This window comes from Rhizobium sp. NPDC090279 (genome assembly GCF_044769665.1).
Taxonomy (GTDB): Bacteria; Pseudomonadota; Alphaproteobacteria; order Rhizobiales; family Rhizobiaceae; genus Rhizobium.
On record NZ_JBIVYI010000004.1, the window covers coordinates 507,106 to 521,086 of the forward strand.

Here is a 13,981-nt window from a genome sequence, read left to right on the forward strand (position 1 = left end):
AAAAATGCGGGTTCGGACCGCACGTGTCGCAGAGACTAGGCCTTCATCCTGGCGCGCCTGCGGTTCCCACGCTCCAGTCGCTTTGCCAGTTCGGCTAGTTCAGAACTTTCCGCATCGAAGACGGGGCGCGCATCATCCGGCAGCCAATGTGTTTCATGCTTTGGCGATGGAGGCTTTGCCCGGTCAAGCCCACTAGGCGTATTCGGCATCATCGGCGCTATGCGTGACCAGTCAGGTTCCTGCAACATCGGTGAAGCGGCGAGAAGCACGCTGGCAAGATTCTCGAACTCGCTCTGAATGTGCCGTTCGGCCGTGCGCCGTACGCGCCCCGTTCGGGCGCAGAAATCCCGAAAGGAACCGGCAACATAAGGTGCGGCAAGGCAAATGGACCACCGAGAAAGCAGGATGCGCCGCTCCTCGTCCTTGACGTGAACCCGCAGCCATTCCTGCAAGACCTCCTCCGCCCGACTGATTGCGGAAGCATTCGGGCGATAGCGAATGCGGATATCGGCATGATCCGTCGGCTCGGGCAAAACCTCCGGCCAGAGCGTCCGCATCCTGTCGGGGCGGATGCCGCGCACATCGAGATGAACCATCGTATCGGCAGCCTCGACAAAACGCGCACGGATGATCAGGCTCAGATCAGCGATTTCGGCCGCACGATGGGATAGGTCGTTAAACTGCAAGGCGGACCGGTGCATCAAGTCGTTTCTCCAATTCGCGATAGATCAGCGTGCGCAATGTCGCCCGAACGGGCCAAGGTCGCCGCGCCACAGCGTCCGTGCGCAATGTAGCGAGCGCGATATCGTCAAAGGCTCCCAGAAGATCGCCGGGGCGCTGCAATGCCCAATCTTGACGTTGTGCGAGGACATCGGACACCGCGCCGATCGTATCGGACCAGAGCTCGTCGCGATTGTCCCCGGTCTGCCGGATGCACCGCAAGACGAAGACCAGATGGCCGTCGCCGTAGTGGGCACGGATTTCCTGCATCGTGCCGCGCGCGTGGCTTTCCGCCGGAGCACGGCGTCGATGGACCGGAACCAACTTGATGCCAAGCCCATCGAGAAGAAGATCTAGCCTGCCTTTGGTCATCTCAGCTCAACTCCTTTCGTCGGTGAATTTGCGACCTCGTCGATGAAGCGGACGGATCACGCGACGCTACCGGCGGCGCTTGCCGCACTGACCGATTTGGGTTTGAAGAACGCCTCTGCCTTGGAAATCGCTTCCACCCGCGCGCCATCGCGCAGTATCGGCGTATTGAGATAGGCGACCATCGCCTCGCCGGCTGCAGCCTTTGCCGCATCCTGCGTGGCAAAGACGATCGGCTCGCCCCGATTATCCCGAAGTATCTCGTTCGTCGCCCGGTGAACCTTGCGAATCCAGCCGAGATGGCCGCCGGCAACGGCTTCTGTTCCGATTTGAAATTCGTTCATAGCAACCTCCCCCGGCCGGCTGGGCCAGGTCTGTCTGTTGAGTTTCCGATTGGGTTTTTAGCTTTTCAGCGCTCGCTATCGCCTGCGAAGCTTCACCGGACGGACCGGCTCCCTTGGGCGCGAGCTTGGGTCTTCGACGATGCGGAAGTGAAATTGGTCTCCCTCCGGAGCACCGGAATCTTCATCATCGAGGAATCGCGACGGCGACCTCCAAATGACTGATTTTATCGCGATCACCATGGTGGCGAAAAACAACGCGGCGCCGATGCAGGCGAGAAAGCCCTGAAGCATTTCGATCATGGCAAGATCTCCTGTTCGGTTGTTTCGGCGGTGGACATGGTCTCTGCAATTTCCATCGGCTCGACGGCTGCAGCACAATCCTCACAATGCAGCTCGATGATCTCCGCGATCGACAGGATTCGGAAGCAGCCGGGACATCCCCAGAAGCGATCGAAATATCCAGCCTGGGACACCGCCTTCCTACTCCCGCTGCCCGTAACCATGCCTTCACCCCTAAATCATTGCCCGCCGCACGCGGCGTGAGCCTGCCTACCTGCCAAGCTGCGGATTGCGCTGCCGGCCCCTTGATAAACATCAATTATGTTGATAATAATGGCGATGTCAACATGATTTATGTCGGAAATTTTGCAAGGGTCGAAAGATGCAGAAATCCATGGGCGAACGACTGAGAGCGGCACGCGAGGCCGCAAATTATCCATCAGCCACGAAGGCGGCGGAAGCGTTGGGCGTGAGCCTGTCCACCTATCGCGCGCATGAAAACGGGCAAAACGAATTCAACGCCGAAATCGCCAATCGCTACGCCAAGAAATTCGGCACCACGGCCGCCTATTTGCTGACCGGTGAAGGCCCTCGCAAGACGGTACGCATGGCACCGAATATCGTGACCTCCTTCGATCCTGACGAACAGGATCAGGATGGATTTGCCGAGAGCGGCGACGACCTCAGCTACAGCCGAGAGCATTGGAAGCCGCACATCGAGGGTGCAACGCCCGAGGTGGACGTCAAACTCGGCGCCGGCAGCGGCGTCGTCGGCGAAGTCATCAATCTCCCCGTCGGCTCCGGCAATGTCGCCGGGCATAAAATCGTCGCCGAATGGCTTATTCCCACCGGCTATCTGCGAAACGAGGCAAAGGCATCGCCGAACCATACGATCATCATGGAAGTCGTCGGCGATTCCATGCAGCCGACCTACATGCCGGGCGATCGCGTCATCGTCGACCTCTCCCAGAACCTGATGACCACGGATACCGTCTATGCGATCAGCGACGGCTATACGGAACCGCAGATCAAGCGTTTGCAGCGGGTTCCCTTTACCCATCCGAGCCAGGTCAAGATCATCTCCGATAATCCGGCACTGGAAACCTTTACCGTAGAGCTGGATCGATTGACCATCATCGGTCGAATCTGCGGGCATATCGCCCGAAAATAGAAATAATAGAGGCCTTGAACACCTTTGATGTCCAGCCCACACAAATAAACATAAATAATGTTGACATACATTATGTTGCATGACAGTCTAGCCGATGAGAGCCACTGGCCCTGAATGGAATGAGCCCGAGCAAGCACAGGATCTTGCCCGAAGTCAGCGAAACCGGACGGACCAGGCGGATCTATTGGTAAGGCCGCAAGGCCGTCGAAGGGAGAGTGTCATTCATGCGGAGAAAGCCGAATGCTTTCATGATTACGCTGGCAAACGCCTCTAAGAGGGCAGGTATTCCTGCGTCATCATCGCTTGCTACCGGGGGGTAATGACAATGTACGCCTCGGAATTTTCCTGCGAATATTCGTTCGATGAGCTCAGCATCCGCCTATGCGATCGTTGGGAAACCGGATTGCTATTGTATGGGCGCGCTGAATTGACATCAGCCGGCGCCGACTACGAAGACGAGTTCTACGTATCAGCGATCAGATTGGATGGTGGTGCACGGCTGGCGCGGCCGAATGCCTCGAATAATGCTGGCGGTTTCGAGTCGGAATTGTTTCGGCGAATAGCCTCCGTCATTGAAGACGACAAGACGCATGCCGGTCGTCACGCCGCCGAACTTTTCGCCATTGAATTGGAGCAGTCCAGGGAGACTGACCATGATCAAGACCAGAAGATCAAGCAGGAGAGAAACCTGGAGCTGCTCGTGGCATCACATTAAGGTCCGGAACATGCGGGCATCGACACCAGAAGGAGATCGCTGAGACCATGGACGTACCCCAGCACGAGCTCGAAGAGATCCGTTTACTCGAGCAGAAGCTGCATCTCCCTGAAATCCGACAGTCGCCAACGGCCGTGACGGAACTGCTGGCGGAAGGCTTCGTTGAGTTCGGCAGTTCCGGAACGATCTATGACGACAGGGATGAACTAATCGCCCATCTGGCAGCAGAAAAGACGGAGAAGCCTTCTCCACTAGTCATTTCCCGCGACTATGCCTTTCGACCGATCTCACCCGATGCCGTCCTCGTCACCTACCGAAGCACCCGCCAAGCCGGAGAGAGCGGCCAGGAGCGACACACTCTGCGGAGCTCGATCTGGCAGCGTATCGACGGACGCTGGCAGATGATCTTTCACCAGGGAACGCTCACCGCTCCAAAAGGCTGAACCCATGGTACCGTAGCAACGCACTTGCAAGCGACCATATCCATGCGGCTGCGCCAACCGCGGGAGGATTAACGCAGCCCCGGCACCACATCGTTGGCTTTGCCGTCCGTCAATCCCAGGCTATCCGCCATCCGGATGAGATCGGCGACAGAGTCGGCCCGCATCTTGCGCATGGCCTGCCCCCGATGGACCTTTACGGTGATTTCGCTCAGGCCGATCTCGGCCGCGATCTGCTTGTTCAGAAGGCCTCGCGCGACGAGTGCCATGACCTCGCGTTCGCGCGGCGTGAGCGTCGAGAAGCGCTCATGAAGATCAACTTCCGCCGCCTGCTTCCGCAGCCGGGCACGATCGATTTCGAGTGCCTGCCTGATAGCATCGAGCAGATCCTGCTCCCGAAATGGCTTTAAAAGAAACTCCACCGCTCCGGCTTTCATCGCCCTGACGGACATTGGCACATCGCCATGTCCGGTAAGAAAAATGATCGGGATCGGATGGCCCATTCGCGCAAGCTCATCCTGAAAATCAAGGCCGCTCGCATCCGGCATTCTGACGTCGAGCACGATGCAGGCTGGGCCTTCCGATCGCGGAGATGCCAGGAAATCTCGCGGCGACGCAAAGCCGCGCGTATCATAGCCGACGGAACGCAGGAGGCTGTCCAGCCCGTCGCGCACGGATGGATCGTCGTCGATGACATAAACGGTCGACTGCTGCCCCTGCATGCCCTACCCCTTTGCTTTTCCGCCGAGCGGCAAGGTGAAACCAAAAACTGCCCCGTGCGGAAAATTCGGTGCCGCATAAACGGTCCCGCCATGCGCTTCGATGATGGACCGACTGATAGCAAGCCCCATTCCCATGCCCTTCGGCTTGGTCGTGTAGAAGGCCTCGAATGTCTTGTCGAGCATCTCGGCGGGCATGCCGCTGCCGGTATCGCGCACGCTGACGGTCACTTTCCGTTCGTCTGCCGCGGCGCTGACAAGCAGCTCGCGTGTTTCCGCATCAACCTCCACCAGGGCCTCGATCGCATTCATGACGAGATTGAGGATCACCTGCTGAAGCTGGACACGATCGCCGGCCACCAATGGCAGATCACCCGCCAATTCGGTGCGCAACAAGATCTGGTTCCTGCGGATCTCACTACGGACCAGTTCCAGAACATCGTTGATCGCTTCGACCAGATCAACCGTATCGCGCGAAGGCGACGAGCGCGCCACAAGCCCCCGGACGCGGCCGATGACATCCCCCGCCCGCCCGGCATCGGTTACGATTCGCTCAATGGCTCGGCGAGCTTCGTCATTATCGGGTGGCGTTGCGGAAAGCCATCGCAGTGCAGCATTGCCATTGGCGGCAATCGCAGTGATCGGCTGACTGACCTCGTGGGCTATGGAAGTGCCCAATTCGCCGACGATCATCAGACGCGACATGCGTGCGAGTTCCGATTGCGCCTGTCTCGCCCTGGCATCGAGCATCTCGATCCTGATTGCCAGATAGGTGGTTGCGCCGATCGCCACCAGGCTAAGAGCACTGTTGATCAGGCCTGCTTGCGAAGCGCCATGGCGCGTCAAGAAATAGCTGACGATCGTCAGAACGGCGCATGCGATCCCGACCATCGCGATCGCACCGGTTCGACCGGAATACACCGCCAGCAGGATCACGGAGACATAGAGAACGGCAAAGGCGATCTCCAGATCGGTGATCGTGTCACCGATGAAAATAAGGCCGGCGAGGACTGCGATGCCGAGCCAAAGCAAGGGCATTTCGAAAAGGTATTTCAGAAACTCGCGCCTCATCCCTTGCATCCCTGCATCAGCGTTCCCGCAGCATTGCGTGCAGAAGCTGCAAACTGCCTGACCCGAGGCCCCAAGACAACTGCCGTATTCTCCCGCCCAGCCTCATATGGCATTCCTCGGGCGTGGCGAGAGCTCGGGCCTATATCTGCCCGGCCATCGCAGCTAACGCCGGACACCTATACCGCGCTCGAAGAAACGGCAGCCTCATCAAGCGCGACGGTCATTGTTGTCGTTTCCGGCATAGCGACTGGCGAGGCGCCGTCGCTGACGACGCCGGAGAACGGCAAGGCTTGCCCTGTTGAGACGTGCGGCGCAGCGAAGCAGCCTGCGCGTCTGGCTTGCCGACAGAAATCCGTTGAAGAACAAGCGCGTAGCCGATCGCATGAGCCAATGCGCGCCCCACAGAAGCGCCAGCATATGTGCCAGGCCGATAAAATCCTTCAGCCGCGCTATGCGTGCGCTGAAGCTTCTGTGGGAACGAGAATGGCGGCGCTTTTCCCTGTCTGATCTACCTGGCTTGTTCCTGTTGAGAGCTTCCAGGAAGCGGCCGAGTTCTTCGTTGTCTCTGGGCATGTCAATCCGTCCCGCAGCCAGACAGGCCGCGCGACCGCAGATCGCCAAAGCCGGCGATCTGCTGGATCTCATGCGCTAAGTCCTGCCTTGGCGGCCTATCAAACTAAAAAATGCATTGGGGCCAGTCGCCGCCTCAACCGGCGGCGACCCTTTCGCATCCGTTCCAGCCGTGGGTTTCAACTCGGGTTCTCCAGCGTGAACAGATCGGCATTTTCGTCATAGGCGAAATATTCCGCATAGCGGGCCCAGTTCGTGACGGCCTTGAGGGTGACGTCGGCATAATCCTCCGACATGTAATCCTCCAGCTCGTCGCGAAAGCGCCGTGCGGGCGCGCGATGGGTCGGCCGCTCGTCGAGCACGCGGCGAATGTGCGCGGCCAGCGGCACATAGGTCGCCAGATGCTGCTCGAACAGTCTTTTCCTCTCGTCGACATCGCTGTCTGAGAAACGCAGACCTGGTGCCGTCAGCTTGATGTCACCGCCTTCCAGATCGGCGAAACGCAGAAGCTGCAGCGTTTCCGCAACCGGAAAAAGATCATCGATGCCGAGATGCAGATGGGTGGCCAGCGGCGGCAGGTCGGCCTGCCCGCGGTAGGGCTCGGCGGCGACCGTCTCGATCAGACCGGACATCAGGTTGGTCGACACACGCGGCAGCGCCATCGCGATGCCCGTGCCGGGGAAAAGCCCCTCGCGCGTCGGCGCACCGGTCTTGACCGTCATCCGGGCGTAGATGTCTTCGACCAGCATTCGGAACGCCGGATCGAGGCGGTTGCGCGGCTGCGGCAGATCCACATGGATCTCGGCGATCACGCGACCGGGATTCGATCCGAAGATCAGGATGCGGTCGCACATCAGCACCGCTTCTTCGATATTGTGCGTCACCATGAGCACCGACTCGATCGGCATCCGGCCTTCGCACCACAGATCGAGCAGATCGGTGCGAAGCGTTTCCGCCGTCAGCACGTCGAGCGCCGAAAAGGGCTCGTCCATCAGCAGAACCTTCGGCCGGACGACGAGTGCCCGAGCAAGACCGACACGCTGGCGCATGCCACCCGACAGTTCCTTCGGATAGGCGCTTTCGAAACCGTCGAGGCCGATGAGGTCGATGGCGGCGAGCGCACGCTTGCGCCGCTCGGACGCCGCAACGCCTTGCGCCTCCAGGCCGAGCTCGACATTTTGCAGCACGGTCAGCCAGGGAAAGAGCGCAAAGCTCTGGAAGACCACGGCAACATCCGAGTTGGGGCCGACGACCGGCCGGCCCGCGAAGGTGATGTCGCCCCTGCTCGGGCGGATCAAGCCCGCAATCGCACGCAAGAGCGTGGACTTGCCGGAACCGGAGCGACCAAGCAGCCCCACGATTTCATTGGGATAGAGCTGAAGATCGACGTTCTCGAGCACGACAAGCGAGCCGGAAGCCCCCTTGTCGTAGGTCTGGCACACCTGCTTGGCGAGAACCAGCGGTGCGTTCTTTGCAATATCGTTCTTCTTGGAGATGACAGCGTTTTCCATGTTCGGTTCTCCGATCTGAATTTAATCGAGGCGCATGCGGCGTTCAGCGTAGACGTAGAGCGGCCGCCAGAGCGTTCTGTTGAAGAGCGTGACGAAGATCGACATGACGACGATGCCGAGGATGACCCGCGGAAAATCGCCCGCTTCCGTCGCCTTTGCGATGTATGATCCAAGCCCGAAGGCTTCGAGTTTCGTGTTTCCCCAGCTCGCCAGTTCAGCGACGATGCTCGCGTTCCAGGAGCCGCCGGAAGCCGTCAACGCTCCAGTGACGTAGTAGGGGAATATTCCCGGCAGTATCACGCGCCGCCACCAGGTCCACGAGCGCAGCCGGTAGACCGAGGATACCTCCCGCAGATCGGTGGGAAATGCGCTCGCCCCGGCGATCACGTTGAACAGGATGTACCATTGCGTGCCGAGCACCATCAGCGGCGACAGCCAGATGTTCGGGCTGGCACCCGTCGCAACGATGGCAACCACCGCGACGGGAAAGAGCACGTTTGCCGGAAACGCCGCCAGGAATTGGGCCAGCGGCTGCACCCGCTCCGCAACGGCCGGGCGAAGTCCGATCCACACGCCGATCGGAACCCAGATGACACTCGCGACCGCAATGAGAACGACGACACGAATGAGCGTCAGGAACCCGCCGGCGAAAGCAATCCAGACATCGCCCCAGGAAAGCGTCTGGCTGAGATAGGATACCGCATCCCAGACACTCCAGGCGCCAACGACGGCGATCAGGGCATACCAGGCAAGGTCGATAGCCCAGCTGACGGCATGTTGCTCGTCCCCCTTCTTTGCGACGGCCCGCGACATGGGCAACAGCCGCATGAGCATCAGTCGGCCCCACACGGCGGCAATCGGGGTGGTGACATATTTCAGCAGGCGCGTGCGACGGATCAGCGAATAGACCCAGGAACGCGGCTTCTGCTGTCCGGCCGTCTGCTCGAAGCGAAACTTGTCTGCCCAGGCAACGATCGGGCGGAAGAGCAGCTGATCGTAGAGGAGGATGACGACCGCCATGGCAAGTACAGCCCAGCTTACGGCGGCAAAATCCTGCTTGTCGATGGCAACCGCCAGCCACGAGCCGAGCCCGGGAAGCTGCACGGTGGTATTGCCCACCGTAATCGCTTCGGACGCAACCACGAAGAACCAGCCGCCGGACATCGACATCATCGTATTCCAGACGAGGCCAGGTGCGGCAAAGGGAGCCTCCAGCCGCCAGAAACGCTGCCAGGTCGAAAGGCCAAAACCCCGGCTGACCTCATCGAGATCGCGCGGAACCGTCCGCAACGACTGATAGAAGGAGAAGGCCATGTTCCATGCCTGACTGGTGAAGATCGCGAAGATCGACGCACATTCGGCCCCAAGCTGGCTTCCTGGGAAAAGACCCATGAAGAAGGTGACGGTGAAGGTCAGAAAACCCAGCACCGGAACAGATTGCAGAATGTCGAGAGCCGGAATGATGATCTTCTCGGCACGGCGGCTCTTCGCGGCAAGCGTTGCAACGACGAAGGTGAAGATGAGGGAGGCAACGATGGCCGCCATCATGCGCAGGGTCGTACGCAGCGCATATTCGGGCAGATAGGCCGGGTCGAGCGACAGCGGTGCCGTGGACAGACCGGCGAGCGGCGCGCGCATCTCCGCTACGCCGTGAAGTGTGAGATAGGCGACAGCTGCAATGAAGGCGAATGCGGCGAGGTCATAGCCATTCGGCAGAATACGTGCACCGGCCAACGCAGCAACGGCACTACGCTCGCGTCGATCGTTAGCAAGGAAAACCATGTAATAACCCTTTGAGAACAGGATGTTATCAACTAGGGCGCGGCCGTGGGGCGCTGCATTCGCGACGCCACACGGTGCGCTTGTTTGAAGGAGGACGCTTATGCCGCCTGGCGACTGCCGTCCTCGTCGAGAACTGGTCCGCCCTCGGTCGTCCAGAAGCACTCCAGCTTCCCGGTATGGGAATTGGTGTGCCAGACGGCGATCAGGCGCGGACGCTGCGAAGACAGCGAATGTCCAGCCGGACGGATACCGGTCGAAACGGCGAAAGCGTGCGGGGCGGAAAACTTGGTTGCGAACCTACGTCCGCGGAAAAGAACGATGTTGTTCATGGCTCACCTCCTCGGCCCACCTGACGGCAGATCCGGGGGAGAGCTGGACAGGCTAGGCCCGACCGACGCTCGCCCGGCGAATGCCGGCAGCGGTCCAGGTTGTTGCGATGACCGTCCGGATGCGGCACGACGCCGCAGCCGGACAGCGACTAGGGTAGCTGTCCATTGGTTTCTTAATCTGTTGGTTTCATCAGCCTTCGCATCACGTTGCGAAGACATCGCCGTATTGTCACAACCACCGAGAGCGGTCAATCAGGCGATGGTGCACCGCCATTATACCAAAGTATATGCAGCACGATCTCGATGACCGGCAGCTTGGCGGGGAGCAATAAAAACCCTGTCTTTAAAGCCGGTTAGCGACTTTCGCCCTGGCCCAGTATGTGGGGCACCGCAGCCCTTGGCCCTGCAGTGTGGATCAATTTACCGATCAGTCAAACTAAAGACACTTCCCGACAAACCCGTCGCCGGAGCGACATTGGAAATGGAGCCGGGAAACTAAGCTTTTGTGCAACAATAACTTTCAAAATAGAGAAACAAAATTAGTTCAGTTGCAAATATTCATACCTTGCATCAGAAATATATAATCGATTCCACTGTCATCTTGGCGTTTATCTAGGCGGAATCACCGAAACGCCGGAAGACGACGGTCGTTATATATCTAAAGCAATATAGATGGCGCGATGAATTTTTTACTGAGAACTTTTGGTGAAATCGCTCTTCTGGATAGCGACGAACGCCAAATAGCATTCCCGAAAAAGGCACTTCTGATTATTGCCTATCTGCTCGCGAGCGATAGCAAATCCGTCAGCAGGACAAGCATGGCGCGATTTCTTTGGGGCGAAGGTGACTTGGCAAATTCATTGGCCAACCTTCGCAAGCTCGTTTCCCGTATCAAGAGCCGGCAATCGGACCTGAGCGCCGAATTTCTGACCTTTGACGATACCGATATCCACCTTGTGAGTGGCTCGCTTGCGAGCGATACTATCCCGACACGCGCAAGCACGCCCAAGAATCCGGCCGAGAACCTGGCCTTCCTGACGAAGGCCTTGCAGTTAAAATTTCTGGAAAGGGCGAACTGTCAAAGCAGGCCCTTTGTCGATTGGCGAGCGGGTGAAAGAAAGCGGCATCTCGCCATGCTGAAGGAAACGCTGGATGCCGCGGTAAAGCTTCCGGTCGCAGCCGGCGATATCGCCGTCGTCAAGGAGGCAGCTCTCCTTCTTTTCGAAACCGAGCCGCAAGACGAGATCGCCCATCGTATACTGCTGAGGGCATTTGACGTCGAAGGCGGCCTCGAACAGCTCAAACGCATATTTGCGCGGCGCAAGGATCTCATTTCATCATGGTCGGCAACCTCGCCGGCGTTGCCTCGCTCTCCAGCGTCAGCCGCTTCCGCACACTCGGCCGCGGTATCGGAGCAGGATGCTGCGGCGCGGACCATCCTGCGCATACCACGTCTCGCCTTGCTGCCGCCCGGAAACGACAGTCCTGATGGCGCGGCGACCATGATCGCGGCCTCGTTGATCGAAGACATCACCCTCGGCTTCTGCGCCCTGCACAGTTTGCGCGTGATCGCCCCCTACTCCGCCATTCAGATCGGGCGCCAAAGCGACGATCAAGGCGCGCTTTTCGAGCGATACAACATCAACTATGTGCTGGAGACCCGATTGAGCGGGCCGAATGACGACCTCTCGCTCTTTACGCAGCTCATCTCTTTGCCGGGCAGCGAGGTCCTATGGGCCGAACGTTTCAACTTCGGCAGGCTGGATCTTGCACACAACAAGCGCGAAATCTCGCGGCAGATCGTGCTCGCCGCCACCGCTGAGGTCGAGCGTCATGAGATGACGCGCGCATATTTCAGGCACAACCCGGCTGCCTACCATCAATATCTCGTCGGCCAGCAATATCTCCATCTTTTGAGCCTGCCGAACATGCGGCGCGCCCGCAAGGAGCTGAAAGCAGCCTTGTTGGAGAGCGCCGATTTTGCACCGGCACTCAGCTCCGTCGCCCGCACCTATTCCAAGGAATGGCTGCTGACTGCGTGCGGTGACGACGAACTGCTGAAATTGGCAGAGGATTTTGCGGTGCGCGCCATCTTAGTTCGCAGCGACTTGTCCGACGGCTATCGCGAACTCGGCGTCGCCAAACTCTTTCGAGGAGCGATCGACGAAAGCGTTGAGGCGCTGGAAGTAGCGGAAACCCTCAGCCCACATCATGCTGACGTCATCGCCGATCACGCGGACACGCTGGTCCACTTCTCCAGACCCGGTCTGGCTCTGGAAAAAATCCAGCGTGCGATGAACCTCAATCCCATAAACCCGGATTCCTATATCTGGACGGCCGCTGGCGCCAACTATGCTCTCGGCCAGTTCCAGACAGTACTCGACTATATCAACCAGATGGCCGATCCAAGCCTGGCAGACAGGCTTGCGGCGGCAAGCTGGGCGATGCTGGGCCATCGGGACGAGGCGCGTATGCTCGTGCGCCGTGTCCGCGAGACCAATCCTGATTTCGATGTCGACAGATGGCTGTCGCTCGTTCCGGTCAAGGAGCAATGGCACAAAGATCTCTATCGGGAAGGCCTGAAAAAGGCGGGATTTTGAATGGTGGCGCAAACCCTGCCCTGTCCGTAAAGCAGTAGGCTATTGCGCCGGCCGACAGATTCTGGAAGGCGTCGAGGGAATCCACGTAGAAAACCGCACGATGTCACGCACCAACACAAGATCTTCGTCACGTCCGGAAACGATCAGTACTCGGCGGACTTTCGCGCCATTGATACGCATTTCCTTATTCTCGAAGCGCTGTTGGCAGGCGATCTCCTGTGCTTCCTCGTAGAATTTGATGGTCTACTTAAAAGAGTCCGGTGCGGCACAGAGCCGGAAAACCATGTCGGTGACACGCATGGGCATGGCCGCGGCACCACAGCCATTCATCAATCGGCGGAGTGAGTATCCGGCCGCCGGCAGTGCCAGACGGACAACGACCCCGGTGGCCCGGCGACAATCGCGCCCGGCGCAAGCCCCTTTGCAACCTGTTCGAGATGTATGATGGTGCTACGCGACAGCCAATTCGAAATCACCAACAAGGAAAGTCGACAGCCTTGATTACTTTACGTGCCGAGATGCCCGCGGATATCGATAGGATTCGAGAAGTCACCACCGCTGCCTTCGAGGGTGTGGAGCACAGTTCCGGCACCGAGGCTGCGATCATCGACGCGCTGCGAACCGCCGGCGAGCTGACCCTTTCCCTCGTCGCTCTCGATAATGGCGAGATTATCGGCCATGTCGCCTTCTCGCCCATCACCATCGAATCCGGAGCGGAAGAATGGTTCGGCCTAGGCCCGGTATCGGTCCGGCCGGACCGGCAGGGCCAGGGCATCGGAAGGCAGTTGATCACGAGCGGATTGGCTCAGCTGAAAACCCAAGGCGCCAACGGCTGCGTCGTTCTCGGCGATCCCCGCTATTATGCCCGCTTCGGCTTCACCAACGACCTTGCCCTGCGATATGCTGACGTACCCGCGGAATACTTTCAGCGGATCGTGTTCAAGGGAGCGTCACCAGCTGGCGCTGTTGCATATCATACAGGGTTTGACGCAGCCTAAACAGGCAACGACCACCCCCTTGGGCCTCCGCTCGAAACGACGGCGATCGGATGAAGCGCGAGACTATCAAGCCGCTCCTTCCAGAAGTCGCTCCCAGAAAGTAGACGCTCTCTTGGTCTAACTCGGTTACCGAGATTCTCGTCGATATCCAAAGAACAAGTCCCGTCAGGGGTCGCCTGCCGGCCCATTACGAATCCTGGCGATGGCGCCGTTTTCGTTCGTCCATGCAAGCAAACAGAATCAAGAATGGCTGATCCCTCATGATTCGTGCGCGCTTCGCAAAAGTTGGACAGGATTTCCGCCAATTCCCGGACAGCAGTTTCACTAAAGTCCGGACAGATTGACGAGGTTGGTCCTCGGCAG

At 59.0% G+C, this 13,981-nt stretch carries 15 protein-coding genes; 5 read left to right on the forward strand and 10 right to left on the reverse strand.

All coding sequences use genetic code 11. From position 1 onward, the window contains the following. Positions 1–35: 35 nt before the first annotated feature. From ACIQWP_RS13140 to ACIQWP_RS13155, 4 genes are all read right to left on the reverse strand, one after another. A complete protein-coding gene (locus ACIQWP_RS13140; RefSeq protein ID WP_402787599.1) occupies positions 36–701 on the reverse strand; it encodes a DUF6362 family protein in 666 nt (221 codons plus the stop codon). Next, a complete protein-coding gene (locus tag ACIQWP_RS13145) occupies positions 676–1,092 on the reverse strand; it encodes a hypothetical protein (RefSeq protein ID WP_402787512.1) in 417 nt (138 codons plus the stop codon). The genes ACIQWP_RS13140 and ACIQWP_RS13145 overlap by 26 nt, the downstream gene beginning before the upstream one ends. A gap of 56 nt (positions 1,093–1,148) precedes the next feature. Next, positions 1,149–1,433, reverse strand: coding sequence for a hypothetical protein (locus ACIQWP_RS13150; RefSeq protein ID WP_402787515.1), 285 nt, complete (start codon positions 1,431–1,433; stop codon positions 1,149–1,151). A 296-nt stretch (positions 1,434–1,729) separates the two neighbouring features. Next, positions 1,730–1,906, reverse strand: a complete 177-nt coding sequence (locus tag ACIQWP_RS13155) for a hypothetical protein (RefSeq protein ID WP_402787518.1) — start codon at positions 1,904–1,906, stop codon at positions 1,730–1,732. Between the two features lie 188 nt (positions 1,907–2,094). Here ACIQWP_RS13155 and ACIQWP_RS13160 point away from each other — a divergent pair, with 188 nt between their 5' ends. The 3 genes from ACIQWP_RS13160 to ACIQWP_RS13170 all read left to right on the forward strand — a co-directional run bounded on the left by ACIQWP_RS13160 (position 2,095) and on the right by ACIQWP_RS13170 (position 4,041). Continuing rightward, the gene (locus ACIQWP_RS13160; protein ID WP_402787521.1) at positions 2,095–2,883 is read left to right on the forward strand and encodes an XRE family transcriptional regulator; all 789 of its coding nucleotides are present in this window, start codon (positions 2,095–2,097) and stop codon (positions 2,881–2,883) included. A gap of 325 nt (positions 2,884–3,208) precedes the next feature. Next, the gene (locus ACIQWP_RS13165; protein ID WP_402787524.1) at positions 3,209–3,598 is read left to right on the forward strand and encodes a hypothetical protein; all 390 of its coding nucleotides are present in this window, start codon (positions 3,209–3,211) and stop codon (positions 3,596–3,598) included. A gap of 47 nt (positions 3,599–3,645) precedes the next feature. Next, positions 3,646–4,041: a DUF4440 domain-containing protein gene (locus tag ACIQWP_RS13170; RefSeq protein ID WP_402787527.1), complete on the forward strand. Its 396-nt coding sequence runs from the start codon at positions 3,646–3,648 to the stop codon at positions 4,039–4,041. Between the two features lie 68 nt (positions 4,042–4,109). On the opposite strand, the gene ACIQWP_RS13175 is transcribed toward ACIQWP_RS13170, so the two are convergent. From ACIQWP_RS13175 to ACIQWP_RS13200, 6 genes are all read right to left on the reverse strand, one after another. Then, positions 4,110–4,760: a response regulator transcription factor gene (locus ACIQWP_RS13175; RefSeq protein WP_402787530.1), complete on the reverse strand. Its 651-nt coding sequence runs from the start codon at positions 4,758–4,760 to the stop codon at positions 4,110–4,112. 3 nt (positions 4,761–4,763) lie between these two features. Next, positions 4,764–5,828 (reverse strand): sensor histidine kinase, encoded by a 1,065-nt coding sequence (locus ACIQWP_RS13180; RefSeq protein WP_402787533.1) that lies wholly within the window; start codon positions 5,826–5,828, stop codon positions 4,764–4,766. 207 nt (positions 5,829–6,035) lie between these two features. Further along, a complete protein-coding gene (locus tag ACIQWP_RS13185; protein WP_402787536.1) occupies positions 6,036–6,401 on the reverse strand; it encodes a hypothetical protein in 366 nt (121 codons plus the stop codon). A gap of 176 nt (positions 6,402–6,577) precedes the next feature. After that, a complete protein-coding gene (locus tag ACIQWP_RS13190; RefSeq protein WP_402787539.1) occupies positions 6,578–7,909 on the reverse strand; it encodes an AAA-associated domain-containing protein in 1,332 nt (443 codons plus the stop codon). 21 nt (positions 7,910–7,930) lie between these two features. Then, positions 7,931–9,691, reverse strand: a complete 1,761-nt coding sequence (locus ACIQWP_RS13195; RefSeq protein ID WP_402787542.1) for an ABC transporter permease — start codon at positions 9,689–9,691, stop codon at positions 7,931–7,933. Positions 9,692–9,789: 98 nt separating this feature from the next. After that, a complete protein-coding gene (locus tag ACIQWP_RS13200) occupies positions 9,790–10,020 on the reverse strand; it encodes a hypothetical protein (protein WP_402787545.1) in 231 nt (76 codons plus the stop codon). Between the two features lie 680 nt (positions 10,021–10,700). Between ACIQWP_RS13200 and ACIQWP_RS13205 the strand changes: the two genes are divergently transcribed. Together ACIQWP_RS13205 and ACIQWP_RS13210 are read left to right on the forward strand one after the other, a co-directional pair. After that, entirely contained in the window at positions 10,701–12,620 is a 1,920-nt protein-coding gene (locus ACIQWP_RS13205; protein WP_402787548.1) for a hypothetical protein, read from the forward strand. 497 nt (positions 12,621–13,117) lie between these two features. Next, positions 13,118–13,618, forward strand: a complete 501-nt coding sequence (locus ACIQWP_RS13210) for a GNAT family N-acetyltransferase (RefSeq protein ID WP_402787551.1) — start codon at positions 13,118–13,120, stop codon at positions 13,616–13,618. Positions 13,619–13,981 lie beyond the last annotated feature (363 nt).